The following is a 24,164-nucleotide window of genomic DNA, read 5'->3' on the forward strand; positions in this document are numbered from 1 at the left end:
ACTTTAACTTTATCAGAAGGTATCCTTTTTTTGTATATTTTTTCATTTTTTAATCAAATTAAAAAAGTGATTTCCTACTTCATCTTAGTAGAAAATCACTTTTTCTGTTTTTACTGGGTTTTGTCCCTGCCTCATACCAAAATTATACGTAATGTTCCTTTACAACAGCAGCACAGCGCAGACAAAGCGTTGGATGATCCTTATCTTGGCCAACTTCTGGAGTCACAACCCAGCATCTTTCACAGGTTTGTCCCTCTGCCTTCTCGACGACGATCGCACCATGTTCTAATTTCAATGCTGTCTCAGGTGCTTCTTCAACGCTGCCACCAATAGCAAAGTCAGAGACAATAAACAATTGTTTCATATTGCCATGCAGCTGTTCCAATAAAGCTTTTGTTTCCTCGTTGACATACAGCGTTACTTTTGCTGTCAATGATTTTCCAATCACTTTTTGATTACGCGCTTCTTCCAAAGCTTTCAATACATCATCACGTAATTTTAGGAACTCGCTCCAACGTGCTTCGATTTGCTCACTATCCTCGATTTCTTTACACTCAGGGATATCTGTTAGCTGCACACTTTCTTCTTCAACTCCTGGTATAAACGACCACGCTTCATCTGCTGTATGTGGCAAGATCGGAGATAGAAGCTTCACTAATGTTACAAGTGCTTGATACATTACGCTTTGCATCGCACGTCGTTCATAATGATCCTTTGCCTCAATATATAGAATATCTTTTGCAAAATCTAAATAAAACGAGCTCAAGTCTAACGTACAGAAATTATTCACTTCATGATAAATATTCATATACTCGAAGTTATCGTAGGAATCACGTACTTTTTTGATCAAATTATTTAAACGCACTATTAAAAATTGATCTACTTCTCTTAAGTTCTCATATGGAATCATATCTGTAGCTGGATCAAAATCAGCCAGATTCCCTAACAAGAAACGGAAAGTATTTCTGATTTTCCGATACACTTCGCTTACTTGCTTAATAATTGGATCTGAAATCCGTACATCTGCTTGATAATCAACTGAAGCAACCCAAAGTCTAACAATTTCAGCTCCGTATTGGTTCATTAGTTTAGAGGGAACAATGACATTCCCGATTGATTTACTCATTTTACGGCCTTCTCCATCATTAACAAAACCATGGCTAAGGACTCCTTTATAAGGCGCTTGCCCTGTCACTGCAACAGCAGTTGTTAAAGAGGAATTGAACCAACCACGATATTGATCCGAACCTTCCAAATATAAATCAGCTGGACGCTGTAGGTCACTACGTTCTTCTAGTACACCTTGATGGGACGATCCTGAGTCAAACCAAACATCCATAATATCTGTTTCTTTTGTAAATTGCCCATTTGGACTCCCCGGATGTGTAAAACCTTCTGGAAGTAAGTCCTTCGCTTCTTTTTCAAACCAAATATTAGAACCGTGTTCTCTGAATAGCTTGGCAATATGCTGAATGGTTTCATCTGTCATAACAGGTTCACCATCTTCTGCATAAAAGACGGGAATTGGAACTCCCCATACACGTTGTCTAGAAATGCACCAATCACCACGATCACGAATCATATTAAAGAGACGTGTTTCGCCCCATTTTGGTACCCATTGTACATTCTTTACAGCTTCCAATAATTCCTCTCTGAAATCTTTAATCGAGGCAAACCACTGAGAAGTTGCCCGGAAAATAATTGGTTTTTTCGTCCGCCAATCATGTGGATAAGAGTGAGTGATAAAGCTTAAATGCAACAAGGCACCGACTTCATTTAATTTATCTGTAATGGCTTTATTCGCTTTATCGTAAAATAAACCTTCAAACCCGGGTGCTTCTGCAGTCATGCAGCCTTTATCATCAACAGGGCAAAGCACATCAAGGCCATATTTCTGTCCAACATAGAAGTCATCTTCCCCATGACCAGGAGCTGTATGGACACAGCCAGTTCCTGATTCAATAGTAACATGCTCTCCCAAAATAATTGGTGATTCGCGATCATAGAAAGGATGCTTCGTCACAATATTCTCTAGCTGGGACCCTTTAAATGTTTGTAACAGCTCGACATTTTCCCATTCTAGAGTCGTTTGCACAGATTCTAATAGAGCTTGTGCAATCACATAGCTCTGATCTCCTACTTTGACAACCGCATAATCTAAATCTGGATGAACAGCGACAGCTAAATTAGCCGGGATCGTCCAAGGTGTTGTCGTCCAGATAATAAATTTCGTTCCTGCTTCAAGGACGTCCTTTCCGTCGGTCACTTCAAAGCTCACATAAATGGAAGGTGAACGTTTATCCTGGTATTCAATCTCCGCTTCAGCTAAGGCTGATTCACTGGATGGTGACCAATAAACAGGTTTTTTTCCTTTATAAATATAGCCCTTTTTCGCCATATCACCGAATACTAAAATTTGCTGTGCTTCGTATTCAGGCTTCAAGGTAATATAGGGATTATCCCAATCTCCTCGTACACCAAGACGCTTAAATTCAGTTCTTTGGTTATCGATTTGTTCTAATGCATATTTGGCACAAAGCTCCCGAAATTCTTTTAGTGACATTTCTTTTCGCTTAACACCTTTATTCGTAAGAGCCTGTTCAATAGGTAAGCCATGTGTATCCCAACCTGGCACATAAGGAGCGCAGTATCCACTCATTGATTTATAGCGAACAACAAAATCCTTCAAAATTTTATTCAAGGCATGCCCCATATGGAGGCTCCCATTTGCATATGGAGGACCATCATGCAGAATATATAATGGCCGATCTTTCGTCCGTTCTTGGACCTTTTTATAAATATCTTGTTCTTGCCAATCAGCTTGCATTGCTGGCTCTTTCTTAGGGAGGTTTCCTCTCATCGGAAACTCTGTTTTGGGCATTAATAACGTTTCTTTATATTCCATTGATAAATTTCCTCCTATTCTTAAACGTAAGTACAGTTCTCATATATAAAAAAATAGTCTTCTCATCCCTTGAAAGGGACGAGAAAACTATTTCCCGCGGTACCACCCGAATTAGCAATCAATAATTGCTCGCTCTTTCCGTATCGTGGAGGGCCGCTTCCATTTACTCGTCAAAGACTTTCAACGCAAGAACTCTAGGGTGATTTTCCATTTCTACTTTTTCTAGGCTTCCACCATCCCTAGTTCGCTAAGTAAAGAGATAGAAATGTACTCTCCCTGTCATTGTTTTATTATTCATTGCAATATTTTAATGATCCCATCATTATAGAGGATCTCTTAGCAATTCGTCAATATTCACTTTCAACTTCTTCTAATCCTTTTAATTCCGTTGTATCGACATCATATTCCATTAATTTATCCCAGTCATCATTATCAATTAAATCTAGCTGAGCCTCAATTAACATTTTAAATCTTGTTCGGAATACTTTAGACTGCTTTTTTAATTCTTCGATCTCTAAAGCAATCTTACGGGCTTTCGTCAAAGATTCATTCACAATTCTATCCGCATTTTTTTCTGCTTCACGTATAATCAATTTTGCTTCTTTTTGGGCATTTCCTTTCACTTCCTCTGCCGCTTCCTGCGCAACGACAATGGATTTGTGTAAGGTATCTTCAATAGTACTAAAATGTCCCAGACGTTCGTTCGTACCTGCTAATTTGTCTTCCAATTCTTTCTTATCGCGTAGGATAATCTCAAACTCTTTAATAATTTGATTAAGAAATGAATTCACTTCATCATCGTCATATCCGCGCATTTTTCGACCAAATTCTTTATTATGTATATCCACGGGCGTTAAAGCCATTGTGACGCCACCTCCACTAGATCTCCTGAATCGCTATTTATATTATACAAAGTTCGACGTAATTTAGCTACAATCCTTTTATTTTTTTAAAAGATTATTTTAAGACCCCTAATTTAACTCGTAGTTTATCCTTTTTTGTCGTCCCAAGGATTTCTAATAAAGTACATCTTCCTAATCCTCTTACCGAGATCACATCTCCTAAGGCACACTCGAAAGAAGTTTGATCAATAATTCCCCAATTTACCTTCGCTCTTCCTTGCTGAATCACAAGCTGTGCCTTGTTTCTAGAAATTTGAAAGGCAGTTGAGGTCAGTGTATCCAAACGAAGGGAACTCATTGACGTTTCCTTTTCTTTCCATTGTTCTTCTGAAGATAGAATTGCTGCCAAGTCTTGATTGCTGATTGATACTTTTGCTTTGCCGATTTGCTGCAAATGAACAAGAATATAATCCTCCATTGCAAGATCGCTTAAAAATTGGATTCGATCCTCGTGAATGATAATATCTCCAAATTTTTCACGCTTTATGCCCAATGACATAATAGAGCCTAGAATCATTCTATGATCTAATTGAACAAATTTCTTCGGGTAGTTCATTTCATATAAACCAATTTGAAAATCTTCTATCGTCGGCTGATAATATTCTGGAAAAAGCAGGGCCCTTTTTCTTTCAGATCGATCTGTACCGCCAAACAATTGGTACTTTATTTCATTTTGCACACCGACCATTGATCGTAAAATATATTGCTCACGTGGATCCAGAAAATCGGTTAATTTCGGTGCGTAGGTACGATCAACATCTTCTTGCCAAGCGATGACTTGATCAATAAATTCTTTCTCTTCAGGGCGAAAATGTTGATATACATCAGACATACTTTCCCACCTCCCTTAGAACCACACGGATAATGACATAACCCCTCTTGCTGCAAGATTTAGAACAAAAAAAGCAACTAAAGGAGAGATATCAATCATACCGATAGGCGGGATAAATCGCCGAAACGGTTCTAAATATGGTTCGCAGATCCGAGCCAAAAATTGTCCAATTGAGGTTTCCCGTGCGTTGGGAAACCAACTCATCAATATATATATAATGAGTGCCCATGAATAAATTGAAATAATTTGTGATAAAATCCCAAAAACAAAGTTCATGCTTTAATTCCACCTCGAGTCGTCAAAATCATGTTCATTTATTAGTTCTGAAATATTTCCTGAAACTTCTACGTTATCTGGGGTACATAAAAAGATGTCGTGCCCGACTCTTTGGATGTCACCACCTAAAGCATACACTGTTCCACTAAGGAAATCTACAATACGCAAAGCTTGGTCCCGGTGGATACGTTGTAGATTTACGATCACCGCTTTACGATTCACTAGATGATCCGCTACCTCTTGTGCTTCTGCGTAAACTCTCGGCTCAATTAAAATAACTTTAGAAGATTTTTTTGCGCTTTGTAAGCTCACAACGTTTTGCTTCCGATTTGCCGGTGTCTGTTGCTCTTCTTCAGGTGAGATGTCTTTTGTGTTTTCCTCTTCCACATATTCGTATTCATCTTCAAGCATAAAGAAATTCTTGAATTTCGATTTTATTCCCATCTATTGACATCCTCCTTCTCGTTATTCACCAACCAGAGCCGTACCAATCCTAATATAGGTGGCACCTTCCTCAATCGCAATTTCAAAGTCATTCGACATTCCCATTGACAGCTCTGTACATGGTGCGTAGGGAAGATCAAGCTGATGAATTTCCTCTTGTAATGCCTTTAAGTTCCGAAAACAATTGCGTATAACCGTTTCATCCTGTGTCAAAGGTGCCATCGTCATTAGGCCAATTGTTCGAATAGTAGGATATTTCTCTAATTCTTTAACAAAATCAATTGTAGCTTCTGGTTGAATACCATGTTTCGATTCTTCTTTAGACATATTAACTTGAATAAAGCAATTGATGGGTGAAGCGGCACGTTTATTTATTTCCTTTGCTAAGGAAAGCCTGTCCAAAGAATGAATATAGGACACTTTATCTAAAATATTCTTTACTTTTCGTGTCTGTAAACTTCCAATAAAATGCCATACTGGCCTGTTTCCCAATGTCTCCCATTTAGAAAGCAGGCCTTCATCCCGATTTTCTCCTAAATGCTCAATTCCTGCCGCTAATGCTTCAGCAGCCCTTTCATTTGAAACATATTTTGTGACGGCAATGATATTCACATCTTTAGGATCTCTCTCTACTCTAGAGCACGTTTGCGCTATTTTCTCTTCTATGATTGATAATTGATCTTTAACCTTCACAAATCAAAACTCCTATTGATATTCATGTTTTTCTTTATTAACATCCTCATCAAGCTTAAAAAGGGATATTTTTATATAGTGTACCATAAAAGCCCGCAGTAGAGAACCAAAACCGTAAGCAACTGTTCTAAGGTACTATTTTATAATTGTTAGCCATATGATCAATCTTACTTTGGCTTATCTAATTGTTGTTGAACATATTGGTGTCCTTGATGTCTTACGAGAATCACGTCTTCGCCAATTTTCACAATTTGGCTCCAAGGAATGATTACTTCTTCGTCTCTCCCTAAAAAACCTAAAAATCGTGTAGAATGACCAATGATGATTGTCTCAATTTTCCCCGTATCTAAGTTAATCTCTATATCTCCTACATGTCCAAGCCTACGTCCATCCGCAATATTGACCACATCTTTGACCTGAAATTCGGAAATCCTTACCATCTGGCTCCCCACCCTTTTATTAAAAGCTATTTCTATATATGTATGCTTGAGGTAATTAATTTATTGTAAGAAAAGCGCAACGCCTTTCTGACCAACATCCTATTGGCCTCCGACAAGCAAATGTTCTGAGACAAGAAAAGTCCGGTTTTGACTTTTCTTGTCTCAGGTTATTTCGTGGAACATCGGCTAAGAACGCCACGTCCGCATGTCTTCGCCGATGGACTCGCATCCTGCGAGCCTCTCGGGGGTAGGCGCTGGAGCTAGATCCAGCATTAGCCAAAATTTATTCTTTTATTGTAAATAAAAAGAGTCTAATTCCTTGGATGATATACCTAAGGAATTAGACTTCTTTTTCACAAAATATTTTTATTCATTTGTTTGATAGCGGCTTTTTCTAGCCGAGATACTTGAGCTTGAGAGATACCGATTTCTTCGGCCACTTCCATTTGTGTTTTCCCTTGAAAAAAGCGCTTGCGAATAATCATTTTTTCACGATCATTCAGTCTTTGTAGTCCATCATGAAGCGCTATTTCTTCAATCCAGGTACTGTCTTTATTTTTTTCATCACTTAGCTGATCCATTACGAATATGGGATCGCCCCCATCATTATAAATAGGTTCAAATAAGGACACAGGATCTTGAATGGCATCCATTGCAAAAACTACTTCTTCATGTGGGATGTCCAATTCTTTGGCAATTTCTGCAGCTGTCGGTTCACGAGAGGTTTTGGCCATTAATTTTTCACGTACATGTAAAGCCTTGTATGCAATGTCCCGGAGAGATCGCGAAACTCTGATAGGGTTATTATCCCTTAAATATCTGCGTATTTCTCCAATAATCATCGGCACTGCATATGTAGAAAATCGAACGTTTTGACCTAAATCAAAATTGTCGATTGACTTCATGAGTCCTATACAGCCAACTTGAAACAGATCATCCACATATTCCCCCCTGTTATTAAAACGTTGAATCACACTTAATACAAGACGCAAATTGCCATTCACTAATTTTTCTCGAGCTGACCTATCACCCTGCTGCATTTGCTTTAAAAGTTCCCGCATTTCTTCATTTTTTAGGACAGGGAGCTTCGAAGTATCCACACCGCATATTACTACTTTATTTCGCTTCAACTTTTTTCCCTCCTTGCAGGAGCTGATTACAAAATTCAGTATCTCCTCGGAAGGGAAATATATGCATCCCTATTTTTTCAAAAAAGTTTTAATCTGACTTAAATTCTTGTCAACTCTATCGTTATGCGTTCTTTTTTTATAAAAAAATTATTTTTCTTTTACTGCTTAAACCATTTTATTAAATTCTCTTCGCAGTCTTTTAATAATCCTTTTTTCGAGTCTTGAGATATAGGATTGCGATATTCCTAATTGGTCAGCTACATCCTTTTGAGTTTTTTCCATTCCTCCATTTAAGCCAAATCGCAGCTCCATAATTTGCTTTTCACGAGCAGAAAGCTTTTGTAAAGCAGTTAACAAAAGCTTCTTATCAACATTTGCTTCCAAATCTTTTGTGATGATGTCCTCTTCCGTTCCCATTACATCAGATAATAATAGTTCATTTCCATCCCAGTCTATATTTAAGGGCTCGTCAAACGAAACTTCTGATCTTGTTTTATTATTTCTGCGTAAATACATCAGAATTTCATTTTCAATACAGCGTGAAGCATATGTAGCCAATTTAATTTTTTTCTCTGGGTTAAATGTATTGACAGCTTTAATTAAGCCAATCGTACCAATACTAATTAGATCTTCAATATTAATCCCCGTGTTTTCGAATTTCCGTGCAATATAAACAACTAAGCGAAGGTTTCTTTCAATTAACATCGATCTTGCTGTTTTGTCACCATGAGGAAGTTTCTCGAGTAATACTTCTTCTTCATCTTTTGTTAAAGGAGGTGGTAGTGCTTCACTTCCGCCAATATAAAAAATCTCGTCTGTTTTCATTCCTAATTTCATTAAAAGTCGATACCAGTAATACTGAATACGTAACCGTAACCGCTTCATTCTTTTTCCTCCTTTTATACATTAAGATGCAGAATCCATTGCCAAGCTAGGGGCCATTTGTGGATGGAGAATACATTGAAATGTTCCATCACCTGATAATAGTTGAGACGTAAACACAAGTAGCACTTCTTTTTCTATCTCCCTCCCGCTCTCTTCTTGGATCACTACTTTTTCCGGCTTAAAGGCACATAATAGTTGATTATTTTTCCCTAAAGTTTTAGCAGGGATGAGTCTCATAATATGTGCCCAGTCTGTTGGCAATAAAGTAGAGGCAGTGTAAAGGTCATCTTGAGCATCTGCAATATTTTGCAATTCCTCAGGCAATTTGTCTTTGACAGATTCAATGGAAACGATCATAACAGGTTTTTTGGAGATAGGATCATATAATTGATTACCACTATCAATAAGTCCTTTAAGCTTTAATTCAATCCCATTCATTAAAATAAAAACATCATACAAGACATCATATTGAATGCTTGTCTTTGTTAAATGGCCAATTCTTTTTTTCGAAAAAAACCATGCAATTGGAAAAGCGACTGCTACAAAAAGCCAGCTAATCGGGTCACCATATCCTCTTACACTTTCTATTGCTACTGAATTTCTTAAATCCAAATGAAAGGATAAAAAATAGTGGGTGCCGATTAAAATACCGCCCATTAGAAAAGTTGCGAAATAAAAAGTAAATAAAGAAGCCACAAACGTTGATAATCTTTTATAGCCAAATGTTATTCCAATCATTACTATAGACAAACTCCACTTTATAAAAGGATGCATGGCCCATGTAGAGATTGGCGTAGCCGCCATCAAAATAATGAGAGAGCCTATTAAGCCTCCTATTATTATTTTAAAAGGGTGGATTTTTCTTTTTAAATAAATAGATGTAGCCCATAAAAGAAAACTGTCAATAATAAAGTTTAATAGCCATATAATATCAAGATAAACAACCAAATTGCCCTCCTCCCTCTTTCATATTCCACTTAAATATATCTTTCCTTGTCTTACATATATATTGAGTATAAAACACAAATATTCTAGATTGTGTCACATTCTGTAATGAAAAAGTCGGAAGTTTTCGCTTGTTTAGACGAAGTTTGTCAGAACAAAAGCGCAAGGCGCCCGTTTAGCGACGTACAAACTTTCATAGTAAGGATGAACAGCTAAAAACGCGCCGTCCTGGCGCAACGCTGTTCCGACCTACATCCTGTAGGCCTGAGATAAAGGATACACGGCGAAGAATGAGCCGATGTTGACTTACGCAAGCAGAAGCTGAAAGTTTGCTAGTCGCTGGACGCTGGCGCTAGATCCAAACAAACACTTGGCAAATTTTTACACTTTCTTAGCGACAAAAAAAACCAACCCGGGGGTTGGTTTTCACTTAAAATCTTTTAACGTCTTCTATTCCTATTTCTTAAAAATGTTGGGATATCTAATGTATCTTCAACAGATTGACCTGATTGAACTGGTTCACGTTGTTCTTCTTTTTTCACTTCTTGAGCAGGTGGCTTTTCTTGTTGACTCGCATTTGGTTTTGATTGTCCAAAAGATGGTCTCGTCTTTTTAGGTTGTTGTGCAGATACTTCATCAAAACCTGTAGCAATGACTGTGACAACAATCTCATCTTTGAGTTCCTCATTAATAACAGAACCGAAGATCATATTCACCTCTTGGTCTGAGGCGGAAGCGACAATATCAGCAGCTTCTTGAACCTCATATAAACTTAAGTTACTTCCTCCAGAGATGTTCATCAAGACACCTTGCGCACCATCAATGGATGTTTCAAGTAATGGAGATGAAATAGCTTTCTTCGCTGCTTCAGTCGCACGGTTTTCACCAGAAGCAACGCCAATTCCCATAAGCGCTGAACCTTTGTTTGTCATAATCGTTTTAACATCTGCAAAGTCCAAATTAATTAATCCAGGAACAGCGATCAAATCAGAGATCCCTTGAACCCCTTGACGCAGTACATTATCTGCTTCTCGGAATGCTTCAAGCATAGGTGTACTTTTATCCACAATTTCCAACAAACGATCGTTAGGAATGACAATTAAAGTGTCAACTGCCTCTTTCATTGTGCCGATTCCGCCACTCGCTTGGTTTGAACGTTTTCTACCCTCAAATGTAAATGGTCTTGTAACAACTCCAACAGTCAATGCACCCATATCTTTAGCGATTTTCGCAATCACAGGTGCAGCCCCTGTTCCAGTTCCTCCGCCCATACCAGCAGTGACAAAGACCATATCGGCGCCTTTAATAGCTTCCTCAATTTGTTCTTTGCTTTCCTCGGCAGCTTTTTTACCGACCTCTGGATTTGCTCCAGCACCTAGTCCTCTTGTAAGCTTGGCGCCTATTTGCATTTTTGTTTCAGCTTTTGATAGGTTGAGAGCTTGGGCGTCCGTGTTAACTGCGATAAATTCAACACCTTGAACATCATGTTCAATCATTCTATTTACCGCATTGTTCCCACCTCCACCAACTCCAACTACTTTAATGGTTGCTAAAGAATCTAAATTCGTATCGAAATCTAACATTGGCAAGTCCTCCTATTTTGTTTACTAGCTGAGGAAGTTCCAAAAGTCCGGTAAAAGTGACACTGCGAGATAAAGGATCTTCGACTAAGTACCGACACGTCCTGTGTCGAACGTCGAAGTCACCACGTCCTGTGGTAGCTCGTTGGCTTCCTTCTCCGCTGCTCAAAGGCATCGCCGCCTCGAACTTTTTGGTCCTTTTATCCTCCTTTTCGAACACTCATTTACTGGGATGCCTACTCGAAAAAGTTTCCAAAAAATTTCTTTACTTTTGCGGTAATTTTTTCATCCGAATTTTTTTCAGGTTTTTTCGTATGTGTCACTTTTGCAGGCTCTGTTTGCTCATATGATTCGGAAGTGGAACTAATATTTCTCCCTTCTAATCTAGCAGTCTTATAAGCGTGTTTAATTAGTCCAACAGCCGTAATATACTGTGGTTCGCGAACACCGATATAATCTGGGATCGCAATTCGAATCCTGTTTTGAAAGATTCCTTGTGCCAATTCCATAATACCCGGAACGTTGACAGCACCGCCTGTTAGAACAATGCCTCCAGGCAGATCTGAGGCACCCATTCTTACTAATTCACTTTGAACGAGTTCAAATATCTCTTGTACCCTTGCTTCAATTATATCAGACAACTCTAATTGATTAAATTGCTGATGTTGATCACTTCCAATAATCGGTACACTAAAGACCTCATCTTCAGATGCCTCATCATAGTATGCATGTCCATGCTTTTTCTTAATCTTTTCAGCATCTTCTGTCGTTGTTCTTAGTCCAATCGATAGATCCTTGGTAATATTATCTCCACCAATTGGAATCACCGTGGTTCCTTTTATGTAACCATGTTCAAACAACGCAATGGTCGTAGATCCACCACCCATGTCGATTAATGCTGTACCTAAATTTTGTTCATCCTTAGATAGCGCAGCTGAAGCCACAGCAAGTGGTTTAAGGACAATATCAACAATTTCTAAACCAGCTCTTTCAACACAGCGAAGAGTATTATGTAGATTTGTTTTGGAACCAGTCACAATAATGCCTTCCATTTCAAGTCTAACACCAATCATTCCTCTTGGATCTGTAATTTCATCCAGTCCATCTACAATAAATTGATGTGGAATGATATTAATAATTTCCCTTTCGGGTGGAATAGAAACTACTTCTGCTGCATCAATGACTCTCGCAACATCTTCATCTGTAATCTCTCTGTTTTCACTTGAAACAGCTACTACTCCATGACAGTGCTGTAGACCTACTTGGTTACCAGCAATACCAACAATCACTTGGCTAATTTGCATTCCAATCATTCTCTCAGCTTGTTCTACAGCCCGTCTGATCGAGTGAACCGTCTTGTCGATATCCACAATGGAACCTTTCCTAATCCCCTCGGAATTGGCGGTGCCTACTCCGATAATATTAAGGGAATGATTGGTCATTTCCCCAATAATCACCTTGACTGAGGATGTACCAATATCTAGACTGACATATATTTCGCTGTTGTTCATTTCCTGGCACCCCCTTGTTTCGTTCTTCCTCTATTATTCTCTTCTATTCTGTTCATGAATAATCAATCCTTGAGTATGCTTAATTAACTAATTCGTCACCTAAAAGAATTTTCCTGTTTCATCATACTATTTATTTCGAATTTTCTCTAGTATTACCCCACTTATTAAGCAAGATTCTTCGAATTACTGCTATATTTTGGAATAAACGAATTCCAAATGCAAATACTGCAGCTAAGTATAAGTCTACACCAAGGTGCACTCCTAGAAAAGCTAAACTTGCTGCGAGTAAAATATTAAAGAAAAAGCCGGAAACAAATACCCGATTATCATATAAATTTTGTAAATACGCGCGAATCCCACCAAATAAAGTGTCTAATGCCGCCAATACAGCGATGGACAAGTAATTTGCATATTCATCCGGGATTTGTATATCCGCTAAAAAACCTAGAAGTATCCCTATAAGGAGTCCGATGATGGGAAGCAACACATTATACATCTCCTTTTTCTTCCACAGGCTCCATATCCCTCGTTGTAATTGGATTAACATAGGCTGGCAATTCGATAGACCCTTTCGGATCTGATACATCGACCTGTAAATTATCTATAAAAAAATCATCTAAAACAGGAGATATTTGCATATGATTATATAGCTTCTCTGCTACTTCCATACTCTCCGTTAACACAAGGATTTGAAATGGAAGATCGTTGACTGAATGGGTCCCAACCTTCGTTTCTCCATTAATATCTCGAATCACCGTTGTGTTTATGTATCTCTCCCCATCAATAGCTATAGCTTTTGCTCCATACATATTTAACTCATTAATCAATCTTTGTAATACAGTAGGAGACGTTTGGGGTGGAGGCTGTCCAAGCAACATGCTTTCATCTATAGCCTTTACGCTGAGAATCAAACCTGGACCATCTATCTTCGTTAATCCTGCTTCCTTCTTTAACTCTGAAATAGTCTGTTTCAAGACATCTTCCTTATTATCTTGCAGTTCGGAAGAATAATCATGGATTTTTTTATCTTGAAGACGAATCTCTTGTAAAAGCCTTGCTTGCAAATCCATTTCATTATTAATTGCTTCGCGTAGCTCCCATGTATCCCGCGTATCTCGATTATCTGGTTTTTTTACTGTATTAAATTGCACAGCGACCATAAAACCAACAATGAACGTGATAAGTGTAAAATATATTCTCGTTTTACCCGCCATTATGATGTTTCTCCTAAAATTGGATCTAAAACAAGCTGTTTTTTCTTTTCAATTGTAAACATTATATCATCATTTACTAATTGATCTCGCACCCCACCCTTTAATGTTACAGCCGCTGTAAGGGTGTCCGTGTCTCCTATTGCAGTAATTTTAAAAGGTGCCGGGAAAGGATTCCCATCAACCGTAATAACGGGACCTGTACATACAATATAAGAATCAGATTTTAATCTTTGCCCATTTATGGCAATTGCAGAGGCTCCTGATACAAATAATTCATTCACTACCTTAAAGACGTGATGCTCATGAACAAGGTAATTGTTAGCATCTTCATCTTTTTTATATTCTCCATCCTCCAGTAAAATCTCGACTCCTGGCCCCTTCACTTTTACTTTTCCTAGATACATCCGGTATTTTTCCGCGTTGGCAGCTAATGTTTGATAATTTTCTTCTTCTTGAAATAATTCCCTCTCTATTTGCCTTACTCGATCTTGTTTACCATACAAGTCTTTTTGCAATTCTTGGTTCCGATCTTGAATGGAGATCAATTGATTTTGTAAATCCTTTTCCATCCTATATTGCCTATCTGTAATTTTCACATTTGCGTGCTTGTCTTTTTCTGTTTGACTATATGAAAAAGCTAAGATAAAGCCAAATATCAGAAATACAAAGGAAAATATGATATATTTACCTTTCCTCCTCCTCATTCATATCTTCCCCCTCTTTCTCATATGCTCTAAAAAATGATCCTACTTCAAAATCAATCACACCTTTAGTATCTGGATCTAATTGTCCAACAACTGAGGGGTAATGCGCCATTTTTTCCGCTAAAGTCGGAATAGTTGCATTTACTTCATTTCCATCATTCATATATAAATAAATATGATGCGGATCAGTTTTTTTAGGGTCATGTTGAATTTCAGAAATGGAATAGTATATTTCCGTCGGAATTTCTTTTAATTGGGCAATCAAGTCTTTTAATATCTCATCTTCTTTAAATTTAATCAAAATAGGGGCATTCATTAAAAGACGATTTTTCTCCTTCAATACCTGTCCATTCTCTAAAACTGGTTGAACGTGCTGATCATCATTCATTAGTAAAGCAAGACTTGCGTGTTCTTTTATATGTAGCTTAATTGTATTTGGAAATGCAATTTTAACATCTACATCCTTTACTTCCGGGAGTTTCTTTAGGTTATTCTTCACATTTTTTCTATTTATATTCCATAATTTCCCGTCAGTTTCTAGCCCAGATACGGATAAAATGTCCTCTTTAGAAGCGATTTTATTTCCTTGGATATCAATTTCTTTAATATGACTAAGAGGGGATTGGAAGTATACAACGACAACAATCAATAAAAAAAATACGGATAACAAGATGATTAATCTTCTGTTGGCTTTTTTTCTTCGATGTACTTTTATCTTCGGTATCCTATCCTCTAATGATAAAACCTTCCCTTTTGGCATAGGCATGCCCCCTTCCATCCTTATCTACTTCATAATGAGACACCTCGTCTCTCTTATTTACTGAGGTTGTTTAACTAATTGAAACATCAGATCAGATAAATGTTTAGATGCATCCCGTATGCCGAGTTTTCTAGATTGTTCTCCCATGATCTTTCTCTTTTCATCGTTTAGCATGATTGAATCTAATGAGTCTAAAAACTGTTTGCTTGATAATTCCCTCTCAAGTAGCATAATAGCAGCTCCATGTTCAACCAATGTTTGAGCATTTTTCTCTTGGTGATTATTCGTCACATATGGACTAGGAATGAGTATGGAAGGAAGACCGATAGCTGTAATTTCAGCTAAAGACGTAGCTCCCGCCCTTCCAACAACTCCATCAACGGATGATAGGACTGTTTGCATCTCATGAATAAACGGAACAATCGCGATATTAGAAAGTTTTCCTACCAGTTTTGCTTCTTCCATTACGTGGTCATAATGCACTTGCCCTGTCACATATATGACTTGATAGGGTCTTCTTGATAAAGAGCTTAATGATTTCACCACAGCATCATTAATCGGTCTTGCTCCTCTGCTGCCTCCTGTAATCAAGACCGTGGGAATCCCCTCTTTCAACCCAAGAGCTGCTAACGCCCCAGGTTTCCTTTTTCCAATAACCTCTGAAGCACGTGGATTCCCTGTTAAGATCGCCTTATCCTCAGGGAAAAATTCTTTTACTTCTTCAAAGCATACTGCAACCTTATCAACATATCGACTGAGAAATTTATTCGTTAGTCCAGGTACACTATTTTGTTCGTGAATAATCGTGGGAATTTTTTTCTTCGCTGCAGCGTAGACAACTGGTCCACAAACATAACCACCTGTTCCGATCACAATATCTGGCTTCACTTTTTTAAAGATATGCTTACTATCCTTTACACCCTTTAAAAAGCGAAAAATAGTTTTAACATTTTCAAATGATAACGATCTTCTAAATCCCGTTATATGAATCGATTCAAAAGGAATATTCTCACGCGGAACGATTTCAGCTTCCAAGCCTTTTTCTGTACCGATATATGTAAATTCCGTTTCTGGGTATTGCTGCTTAATCGTCCTAATTAAAGCGAGTGCCGGATAGATATGTCCACCTGTACCTCCACCCGTAACCACTATTTTCATATTCCCACCTCAGTCTTAATCATTCTCTTTTTAGTGAGTGTTCAAAAAGGTTGTGCTTTTTGAACAACCTCTTTTATATAGCTAAATAAATTTATCTTAATCATTATCTTACTATATTTTACTCAATAATAAAGTGTTCGTCATCGAATGTTGTTTAAATGTAATAAAAAATATTAAAATAGCTTTATTTTCAATATTTACGACAAAAAAAAGAACCCCCTACAGAGTTCTATTTGTGGTCAACAAGGCCTCACGTTTTTAACAGTTTTCCTGTACAGGCGCTTCCGCTTTTCTTTTTATATTCGGGAGTGGCGGCTGATGTTTAGGAGGATTCCGACGGCCATTAGCATTAATGTGAGAGATGAGCCGCCATAGCTGAGGAATGGTAGTGTAATCCCCGTGACCGGCATTAAGCCTGTTACCACTCCGATATTGATCATTACCTGGATGGCAATCATTGATATAATTCCCACCGCCAGGAAGCTACCAAATAAGTCTGGAGCACCTAAAGCGACTCTTATTCCCCGCCATAATAATAAGGCAAATAATAATAGAATGAGACTGCCTCCGATAAAGCCTAGCTCTTCTGCCAGAATGGCAAATATAAAATCTGTTTGTGGCTCCGGTAGATAGAAGAATTTTTGTCTGCTTTCCCCTAATCCTAATCCAAATAATCCTCCTGGGCCAATGGCGTATAAAGATTGGATAATTTGAAATCCACTTTTTAGCGGATCCTGCCATGGATCGAGAAATGAGGTGATTCGCGCAATTCGATAGGGAGCGGAAATGACAAGTCCAGCAAAACCAGCTAGTCCAATCAAGCCTAGTACAGCAAAGTGTGATACACGTGCCCCAGCAATAAATATCATAATCATGCAAGTAGCAACCATAACGGTCCCTGTCCCAAGATCAGGCTGCAGCATAATAACACCAAATGCTAGAAAAACGAGTCCTAAAGATGGGAGCAATCCTTTTTTCAACGTTGTAATATATCTTTGCTTATCTGAAAGGAATTTAGCTAAAAAAGCAATCATCGCTAATTTCATAAATTCAGACGGCTGAATGGAGAAAGCACCAACACCTAACCAGCTTCTTGAACCATTTCTCACCATTCCGACACCAGGGATAATAACTAAAATCAATAAGACAAAACAGATAATGAGTAAAGGCTTGGACCACTTTTTTAATACCCAATAATCGACATTCATAATGACAAGCATGGCTACAATGCCAAGGGCAGCAAACAAGAACTGACGCTTAGCAAAGAAAAATGAATCGGAAAATTTATAGTCAGCCCATACGGCACTCGCACTATAAACCATGATTAATCCGATTGCCAGTAATAACATGGTCGACAGAATTAAAATAAAATCAGGGGCTGTTTTTTTCAATGGCTATACACACCTCGTAACTAGCAATTTAGAGCTTTTAAGGGGATGTATATGCCCTCCACTGATGACCCCTAAAAATTATTGCTCTCTTCCAGTTTATGCACAGCCTCAATGAAAATATCACCGCGAACTTCAAAAGTTTTATATTGGTCCCAACTAGCACATGCCGGTGAAAGTAAAATAACATCCCCGCGGTTAGATATTTCATAGGCTGTAGGCACAGCTTCTTCCACATTATCGACATGTATAATCGTTTGTATCCCTGCCTTTTTTCCTATCTCTTCTAATTTTTTTGCAGTTTGGCCAAATAGAACAAGAGCTTTTACATTTGCTAAAGAAGGAATAAGCTCATCAAATTCATTCCCCCGATCTAAACCACCTGCTAGAAGGATGATAGGGTCGGTAAAAGCACTTAAAGCGCTTGAAGCCGCTAAAATATTAGTCGCTTTTGAATCATTGTAGAATCGCCTTTGATTGAATTCTGTTACAAATTGCGTACGATGCTTCACACCTGTAAAAGTAGATAAAATCTTCACAATATCTTTATTTCCTACACCCTTTAATTTAGCAGCGATCGTCGCCGCTAAAATATTTTCTAGATTATGAGCACCAGGTAAAGCAATTTCTGATATATTCATGATTTCTTCTTGGTCATACATTAGCTTCCCATCATAGACAGATGCACCGTGTTCAAGATAGCCTTTTGTGGAAAATGGAATGATTTGCGCATGACTTGTTTGCGCCAAGTTTACTAATACCTCTTGGTCTGCATTCACGATTAAATAATCATCTGAAGTTTGATTTTTAGTAATATTCATTTTTGCTTGTGCATATTCATTCCAAGAACTGTGATAATCTAAGTGTGCCTCATATAGATTCGTCAAAATAGCAATATGAGGTCTGAAACTTTCAATTCCCATTAATTGAAAGGAAGATAATTCCACGACCATCGTATTATTTGCGGTTGATATTTGTGCTACTTCAGATGCCACTGTTCCAATGTTTCCGGCAATAAGCGGTTGTTTATCCGCTTCTTTAAGCATCTCGAAAATTAAAGTGGTAGTCGTGGTTTTCCCATTTGTACCAGTAATACCGATGATATCAGCTTCAGCAATTTGAGATGCAAGTTCGACCTCCGTTATAATTGGCAGCCCCATTTCCAAGGCTCCTTGAATAATGGGATTAGAATATGGGATTCCTGGATTTTTCACGATCAATTCAAACCCCTCATCCAATAGTTCAACTGGATGACTCCCACAAATCACTTTGATCCCCTGCTCAAGTAATCCTTGGGCATCTGGATTTTCTTCAAATGGCTTAAAATCATTCACTGTGACGAAAGCACCTAACTGATGTAATAGAGAGGCTGCTACGACACCACTTTTTGCGAGTCCTAGCACTAATACTTTTTTGTAATGATATTCTTTGATATTTTTCACTCTACAACCACACCTCTACGTAAATTCCTAAAACGGCACAAAGAAGTCCAACAACCCAAAAAGTTACAACAACACGCCACTCTGACCAACCAGATAATTCATAATGGTGATGTAAAGGACTCATCTTGAAAATTCTTTTTCCAGTTGTTTTAAAGGATGCGACCTGCAATATAACAGATAGAGTTTCAATTACGAAGATAGCCCCAATAACAAGTAAAATAATCTCCGCCTTTAATAAAATGGAAATAGCGGCAATCGCTCCACCTAAAGCTAGTGAACCCGTATCTCCCATAAACACCTTTGCAGGATGAGCATTGAATACAAGAAAACCTAAAACTGCTCCAACAATGGTAACGGAAAAAATGGAAACATCAAATTGCGATTGGCTCCATGCCACAATGGCAAATGCACCAAATGCGATAGCAGCTGTTCCAGAAAGCAATCCATCTAAGCCATCTGTTAAATTTACTGCATTGGAAAATCCTACTAGCCAAAAAACAATAAATACTGCATAAAACCAGCCAAGGTCTATACTGAAATCAGTCATGGGAATGGTAATAGCAGTTGAAATTTCATTTGTTCTTAAGACAATATAAAAAATAATAGCAATCACAATTTGACCAATCAATTTTTGCAGTGATGTTAATCCTAAATTTCTTTTAAAGGCAATTTTTATAAAATCATCTAAGAAACCGAGTAATCCATACCCTAAAGTTACAAACAATAATAAATAAATTTCCCAGCTTGGCTGTGAAAATTTCCAAAGCATGATCAATGTAGTAATCAAAGTGGATAGGACAATCAATATCCCTCCCATTGTTGGAGTTCCACTCTTCTTTTGGTGTGATTTCGGTCCTTCTTCCCGAATACTTTGCCCGAATTTAAGTCTTCTTAAAAACGGGATAAAGATCGGAGAAAGTAAGACAGTAATAAGAAAACTAATAAGTAAGGAAAATAAAATAACTCTTTCCATCATCATTTCTTCGCTCTCCAATTCCAAACGCTGTTTTTCTTTTAATGAATGATTATACATGATAAATCGTCATCATCATAATGTGAATCAGCTTTTTTATTTTTATATTTATAGAAATGTTACTTATACACGTAAGTATCCTCTAGCTCTTCCTAATAGCCTCCAAAGAAACTAAGCGATCATCAAAGTCATGCACTTGATCACCGATGATTTGATATGTTTCATGCCCTTTTCCTGCCACAAGAACAACGTCACCTGCTTCGGCTAATGCGATGGCACACTCAATCGCCTTTTTTCGATTAGGCTCAATGATAAATTGCTCCCCTTCTACTCCTTTTTCCATGTCTTCAATGATGACATTTGGATCTTCAATCCGAGGATTATCTGACGTGAAGATCGGATCTGTCGCCCATTTGCAAGCAATTTTGGCCATTAATGGACGCTTGGAAGGGTCTCGATCCCCACCACAGCCAACAACACAAAATACACGTTTTTCAGCAAATTGTTGAATCGTTCTTAAAACATTTTCCAATCCATCTGGAGTATGAGCGTAATCAACAATGACGGAAAATTGTTGTCCACCATCCACTAATTCAAAGCGTCCTGGGACACCCTTTATCTGTTCAATCGATTTGATAATGTCTTGGAAAGGAATATTGGATACATAGGCTGTTGCAATAGCTGCCAAGGCATTATACACATTAAATTCCCCTGCTAATGGTAAGTGTACTTCCCTTTTCCCTTCTGGAGAAAGAAGAGTAAATGTAACCCCGTTACTGTGATACGTAATGGAATCAGCTTGAAAATCAGCTGATTTTTTAACTCCATATGTGATTACATGTGCGGATGTTTCTGAAGCAAACGATTCCGAAATCTCATCATCAGCATTCAGTACAGCAAATTTAGGGTGTTTAGTTGAATAGGTATTTCCTAGTTTAGAAAACAATAAACTTTTTGCCCTTCTGTACTCTTCCATCGTATGATGATAATCAAGGTGATCTTGAGAAAGATTTGTAAATACAGCCACATCATAATCGCAGCCATTGACTCGCCCTTGCACTAAGGCATGAGATGACACTTCCATAATGGCAGTGTCTATTTTTTCCTTGACCATTTCATGGAAAACTTTTTGTAGTTCCAAGCTATCCGGTGTGGTGTTTTTCGTTTCTAACACCTTATTGCCTATCTTGATATTAATGGTTCCAATTAAGCCTGTTTCCTGTTTAGCATCATGAAAGATCGAGTCAATCATATGGCTTGTTGTGGTTTTGCCATTTGTTCCGGTAATCCCAATTAAATGTATTTTTTGACTTGGATGGTGATAAAAGGCATCTCCGAGAATGGCCATCGCTTTTTTTGTATCTTTAACCAAAATAACAGGCACTCCTACCTGCAAAGGCTTTTCAGCAACAACCGCTACAGCTCCATTATTTACCGCCTCTTCAGCGAAATTATGACCATCGAAAGCATGACCTTTTATACAAATAAACAAATGCCCTTTTTCTACTTTTTGATGATTATTCGATATTCCGGTTATTTCGTTATTTTCTTCCGGTACTCCAATAAATGGAAGTGATTGTATTAGCGTACGCAAATTCAATGTTCTTCAATCCTTTCATAACAGTGAACAAAATCTTCCCATTATATAAGCTAGAATGTCATATATCCTGTTGTAAAAAAACATTCTTATCTATTTTACATAATAATTGAATTTGAAGCTATCCTTGAAGCATGTTTTTTCAAATAAAATTTTTAAGAGGTTGTTCAAAAAGTCTGATAAAAATGACACTGCGGGATAAAGGACCTTCAACTAAGTACTGACACGTCCTGTGGGTAACACGGAAGTCAGTACATCCCGTACAAGTCCGCTGCTCAAAACGGCCCGCCCCGAACTTTCGACGCTAGTGTCAGTGTTGCTGACAGGACGTCAGCGTCTTTAACCGAATTTGGTCCTTTTTATCCTCCCTCTCGAATACGCACTTTAACCACTTGAAGAAGCGGTCATGAATGAATCATGCCGCTCGTTACTAGGCGTTGAAAACGAAATCACTCAAGATAGACTCTAATGGCGGAGCCTTCTTCCACCTTTGCACCTGGTTTCGGGCTTTGTTGAACGACCTTTGTGCCCTCACCACTTGTTTGAAGTATTAAGTTATACTGTTGCTGTTGAATTTCTTTAATTGTCATCCCCTGTAAATCTGGTACTGTGAGCATAACAGGGTCATTCCATTTTTTCTTTTTTTCTATTTGATTTTCACGAGGCTCGACACCCATAGCATGCAATGAATCCTCGAGAATTTTGCCTACGATCGGTGCAGCCACCGTTCCACCAAATTGAACAGTTCCTTTGGGATTATCGACCGCCGTGTAGACAACGATTTGAGGATCATCTGCAGGAGCGAATCCAATAAACGAGAGAACATAATTGTTTTCTAAATAACGACCATCTTTTGCCTTTTGGGCCGTACCCGTTTTCCCACCAACACGATAAGACTCTACAAATGCATTCCCACCTGTCCCTTGTGCAACAACGCTCTCGAGTGCATGTCTTACTTCTTTTGAAGTAGACTCTGAGATCACCTTTCTTTTAGCAACAGGGGTTTTGCGCATCACAACTTCTCCTGTTCGCGGGTCTATAAGCTCTTTAGCAATATAGGGCTGGTACAAGGTTCCACCATTTACTGCAGCTGCAACAGCCGCTACTTGTTGAATAGGTGTGACGGAAACCCCTTGGCCAAACGCTGTTGTCGCTAATTCAACAGGACCCACTTGATCCAAAGCAAATAAAATCCCCGTTCCTTCTCCTGCCAAATCAATCCCTGTCTTCTCGCCAAAACCAAAACCACGAATATAATCAAATAATTTTTCTTTTCCCAGTCTTTGTCCCAACTCGACAAAACCTGGGTTACAGGAGTTTTCCACCACTTCAAGAAATGTTTGGTCTCCATGTCCCCCACTTTTCCAGCATCGTAGCTTGGAACCTCCTACTTTAACCGATCCATGATCATGAAAATGCTCTTCCTCTAAGTTCACTTTTCCTTCTTCCAACGCAGCCGCCAGTGTAATAATTTTAAAGGTTGATCCAGGCTCGTACGTACTCCAAATTGGCAGATTTCGATTATATACTTCCTGTGGAACATTTTGAAAATCATCAGGATCAAAGGAAGGCCTACTAGACATTCCTAAAATCTCTCCAGTATTCGGATCCATGGCGATGGATATAATCCCATCAGGATTATATAACGCCTCGGCATTATCGAGTTCCCTTTCAATGATGGATTCAATTTTGGTATCAATCGTCAATTTTAAATTATAACCATCTTGGGGAGGTTCGAATTCATCTGACATTTCTGGCATTCTCTTTCCTTTCGCATCTGAAAAGAATTGCACAGACCCCTTCTCTCCTTGTAGTTCTTTATCATAATATAATTCTAATCCGGCAAGCCCTTGATTATCTATACCCGTAAACCCCAATACATGGGATAAATATTTTCCAAATGGATAATGACGCTTCGAATCTTCCGCAACATAAACTCCTTTTAAATCCAAGGCTTGAACTTCTTTTGCTTTCTCAAAGGTTATTTTTCTTCCTTCAGGTAATCTTTCAATCGAAGAGTTCTTAGAAACTCGTTGATAAATCTCTTCTTTAGAACCATCCAATACTGTTGCAAGCTTCTCAGCCGTTCCCGCCGGATCTTCTATTTGTCTCGGAATAACATACACTGTTGGCGCAGATTTATTTTCAGCAATAGAAACACCATTCCTGTCCACAATTTTTCCTCGTTCAGGTTCAAATGGTATATTTCTACTCCACGAATCTCTCGCAAGATTTGTTAAATCGTTTCCCATGCCAAACTGAACATAACCTAATCGAATATCAATAATAAAAAAGACAAACAGTCCAGCTATTAATATAAACGACAATCTTTTCCTTACAGTTACTGCAGATACTCGCTTCAAAAAAAGGACCTCCTCTTTCCAG

22 protein-coding genes and 1 other annotated feature are annotated in these 24,164 nt (G+C 38.2%); all 22 genes read right to left on the minus strand.

All coding sequences use genetic code 11. From position 1 onward, the window contains the following. Positions 1–142: 142 nt before the first annotated feature. The 22 genes from ileS to KI375_RS24080 all read right to left on the minus strand — a co-directional run bounded on the left by ileS (position 143) and on the right by KI375_RS24080 (position 24,142). Positions 143–2,905, minus strand: coding sequence for an isoleucine--tRNA ligase (gene ileS, locus KI375_RS23975; RefSeq protein WP_212975909.1), 2,763 nt, complete (start codon positions 2,903–2,905; stop codon positions 143–145). A gap of 71 nt (positions 2,906–2,976) precedes the next feature. Next, positions 2,977–3,197, minus strand: a binding site (T-box leader). A gap of 55 nt (positions 3,198–3,252) precedes the next feature. After that, positions 3,253–3,768, minus strand: a complete 516-nt coding sequence (locus tag KI375_RS23980; RefSeq protein WP_212975910.1) for a DivIVA domain-containing protein — start codon at positions 3,766–3,768, stop codon at positions 3,253–3,255. A gap of 94 nt (positions 3,769–3,862) precedes the next feature. Beyond that, positions 3,863–4,639 (minus strand): YlmH family RNA-binding protein, encoded by a 777-nt coding sequence (locus tag KI375_RS23985; protein ID WP_212975911.1) that lies wholly within the window; start codon positions 4,637–4,639, stop codon positions 3,863–3,865. A 15-nt stretch (positions 4,640–4,654) separates the two neighbouring features. After that, positions 4,655–4,915 carry a YggT family protein gene (locus KI375_RS23990; RefSeq protein ID WP_207451813.1) on the minus strand — a complete coding sequence of 87 codons (261 nt, stop codon included), beginning with the start codon at positions 4,913–4,915 and terminating at the stop codon, positions 4,655–4,657. 3 nt (positions 4,916–4,918) lie between these two features. Next, positions 4,919–5,359 carry a cell division protein SepF gene (locus tag KI375_RS23995; protein WP_212975912.1) on the minus strand — a complete coding sequence of 147 codons (441 nt, stop codon included), beginning with the start codon at positions 5,357–5,359 and terminating at the stop codon, positions 4,919–4,921. A gap of 21 nt (positions 5,360–5,380) precedes the next feature. Beyond that, positions 5,381–6,052 carry a YggS family pyridoxal phosphate-dependent enzyme gene (locus KI375_RS24000; RefSeq protein ID WP_212975913.1) on the minus strand — a complete coding sequence of 224 codons (672 nt, stop codon included), beginning with the start codon at positions 6,050–6,052 and terminating at the stop codon, positions 5,381–5,383. A gap of 167 nt (positions 6,053–6,219) precedes the next feature. Beyond that, positions 6,220–6,492: a YlmC/YmxH family sporulation protein gene (locus KI375_RS24005; RefSeq protein WP_207451810.1), complete on the minus strand. Its 273-nt coding sequence runs from the start codon at positions 6,490–6,492 to the stop codon at positions 6,220–6,222. A 353-nt stretch (positions 6,493–6,845) separates the two neighbouring features. After that, positions 6,846–7,622 carry an RNA polymerase sporulation sigma factor SigG gene (gene sigG, locus KI375_RS24010; protein ID WP_207451809.1) on the minus strand — a complete coding sequence of 259 codons (777 nt, stop codon included), beginning with the start codon at positions 7,620–7,622 and terminating at the stop codon, positions 6,846–6,848. Between the two features lie 165 nt (positions 7,623–7,787). Continuing rightward, entirely contained in the window at positions 7,788–8,507 is a 720-nt protein-coding gene (sigE, locus tag KI375_RS24015; RefSeq protein WP_207451808.1) for an RNA polymerase sporulation sigma factor SigE, read from the minus strand. Positions 8,508–8,528: 21 nt separating this feature from the next. Continuing rightward, positions 8,529–9,455, minus strand: a complete 927-nt coding sequence (spoIIGA, locus tag KI375_RS24020; RefSeq protein ID WP_212975914.1) for a sigma-E processing peptidase SpoIIGA — start codon at positions 9,453–9,455, stop codon at positions 8,529–8,531. 437 nt (positions 9,456–9,892) lie between these two features. After that, positions 9,893–11,035 (minus strand): cell division protein FtsZ, encoded by a 1,143-nt coding sequence (ftsZ, locus tag KI375_RS24025; RefSeq protein WP_212975915.1) that lies wholly within the window; start codon positions 11,033–11,035, stop codon positions 9,893–9,895. Positions 11,036–11,268: 233 nt separating this feature from the next. Then, positions 11,269–12,543, minus strand: a complete 1,275-nt coding sequence (gene ftsA / locus KI375_RS24030; protein WP_212975916.1) for a cell division protein FtsA — start codon at positions 12,541–12,543, stop codon at positions 11,269–11,271. Positions 12,544–12,673: 130 nt separating this feature from the next. After that, a complete protein-coding gene (locus KI375_RS24035; RefSeq protein ID WP_212975917.1) occupies positions 12,674–13,030 on the minus strand; it encodes a small basic family protein in 357 nt (118 codons plus the stop codon). Between the two features lies 1 nt (position 13,031). Continuing rightward, positions 13,032–13,757: a DUF881 domain-containing protein gene (locus KI375_RS24040; RefSeq protein WP_212975918.1), complete on the minus strand. Its 726-nt coding sequence runs from the start codon at positions 13,755–13,757 to the stop codon at positions 13,032–13,034. Then, positions 13,757–14,461 carry a DUF881 domain-containing protein gene (locus KI375_RS24045; protein WP_212975919.1) on the minus strand — a complete coding sequence of 235 codons (705 nt, stop codon included), beginning with the start codon at positions 14,459–14,461 and terminating at the stop codon, positions 13,757–13,759. Before KI375_RS24045 ends, KI375_RS24040 begins: the two co-directional genes overlap by 1 nt. Then, positions 14,442–15,221 carry a cell division protein FtsQ/DivIB gene (locus KI375_RS24050; protein WP_212975920.1) on the minus strand — a complete coding sequence of 260 codons (780 nt, stop codon included), beginning with the start codon at positions 15,219–15,221 and terminating at the stop codon, positions 14,442–14,444. Before KI375_RS24050 ends, KI375_RS24045 begins: the two co-directional genes overlap by 20 nt. Positions 15,222–15,278: 57 nt before the next feature. Next, positions 15,279–16,379, minus strand: a complete 1,101-nt coding sequence (gene murG, locus KI375_RS24055; protein ID WP_212975921.1) for an undecaprenyldiphospho-muramoylpentapeptide beta-N-acetylglucosaminyltransferase — start codon at positions 16,377–16,379, stop codon at positions 15,279–15,281. Positions 16,380–16,675: 296 nt separating this feature from the next. Further along, on the minus strand, positions 16,676–17,770 hold the full coding sequence (spoVE, locus tag KI375_RS24060; RefSeq protein ID WP_280528683.1) for a stage V sporulation protein E: 1,095 nt from the start codon (positions 17,768–17,770) through the stop codon (positions 16,676–16,678). 71 nt (positions 17,771–17,841) lie between these two features. Further along, on the minus strand, positions 17,842–19,209 hold the full coding sequence (murD, locus tag KI375_RS24065; RefSeq protein WP_212975922.1) for a UDP-N-acetylmuramoyl-L-alanine--D-glutamate ligase: 1,368 nt from the start codon (positions 19,207–19,209) through the stop codon (positions 17,842–17,844). A 1-nt stretch (position 19,210) separates the two neighbouring features. After that, positions 19,211–20,185 carry a phospho-N-acetylmuramoyl-pentapeptide-transferase gene (gene mraY / locus KI375_RS24070; protein ID WP_212975973.1) on the minus strand — a complete coding sequence of 325 codons (975 nt, stop codon included), beginning with the start codon at positions 20,183–20,185 and terminating at the stop codon, positions 19,211–19,213. Positions 20,186–20,324: 139 nt separating this feature from the next. Then, the gene (locus KI375_RS24075; RefSeq protein ID WP_212975923.1) at positions 20,325–21,782 is read right to left on the minus strand and encodes a UDP-N-acetylmuramoyl-L-alanyl-D-glutamate--2,6-diaminopimelate ligase; all 1,458 of its coding nucleotides are present in this window, start codon (positions 21,780–21,782) and stop codon (positions 20,325–20,327) included. 446 nt (positions 21,783–22,228) lie between these two features. Then, positions 22,229–24,142, minus strand: a complete 1,914-nt coding sequence (locus KI375_RS24080; protein WP_212975924.1) for a stage V sporulation protein D — start codon at positions 24,140–24,142, stop codon at positions 22,229–22,231. Positions 24,143–24,164: the final 22 nt, after the last annotated feature.

It is taken from the genome of Bacillus sp. J14TS2 (genome assembly GCF_018333015.1).
GTDB lineage: Bacteria > Bacillota > Bacilli > Bacillales > Bacillaceae_C > Lederbergia.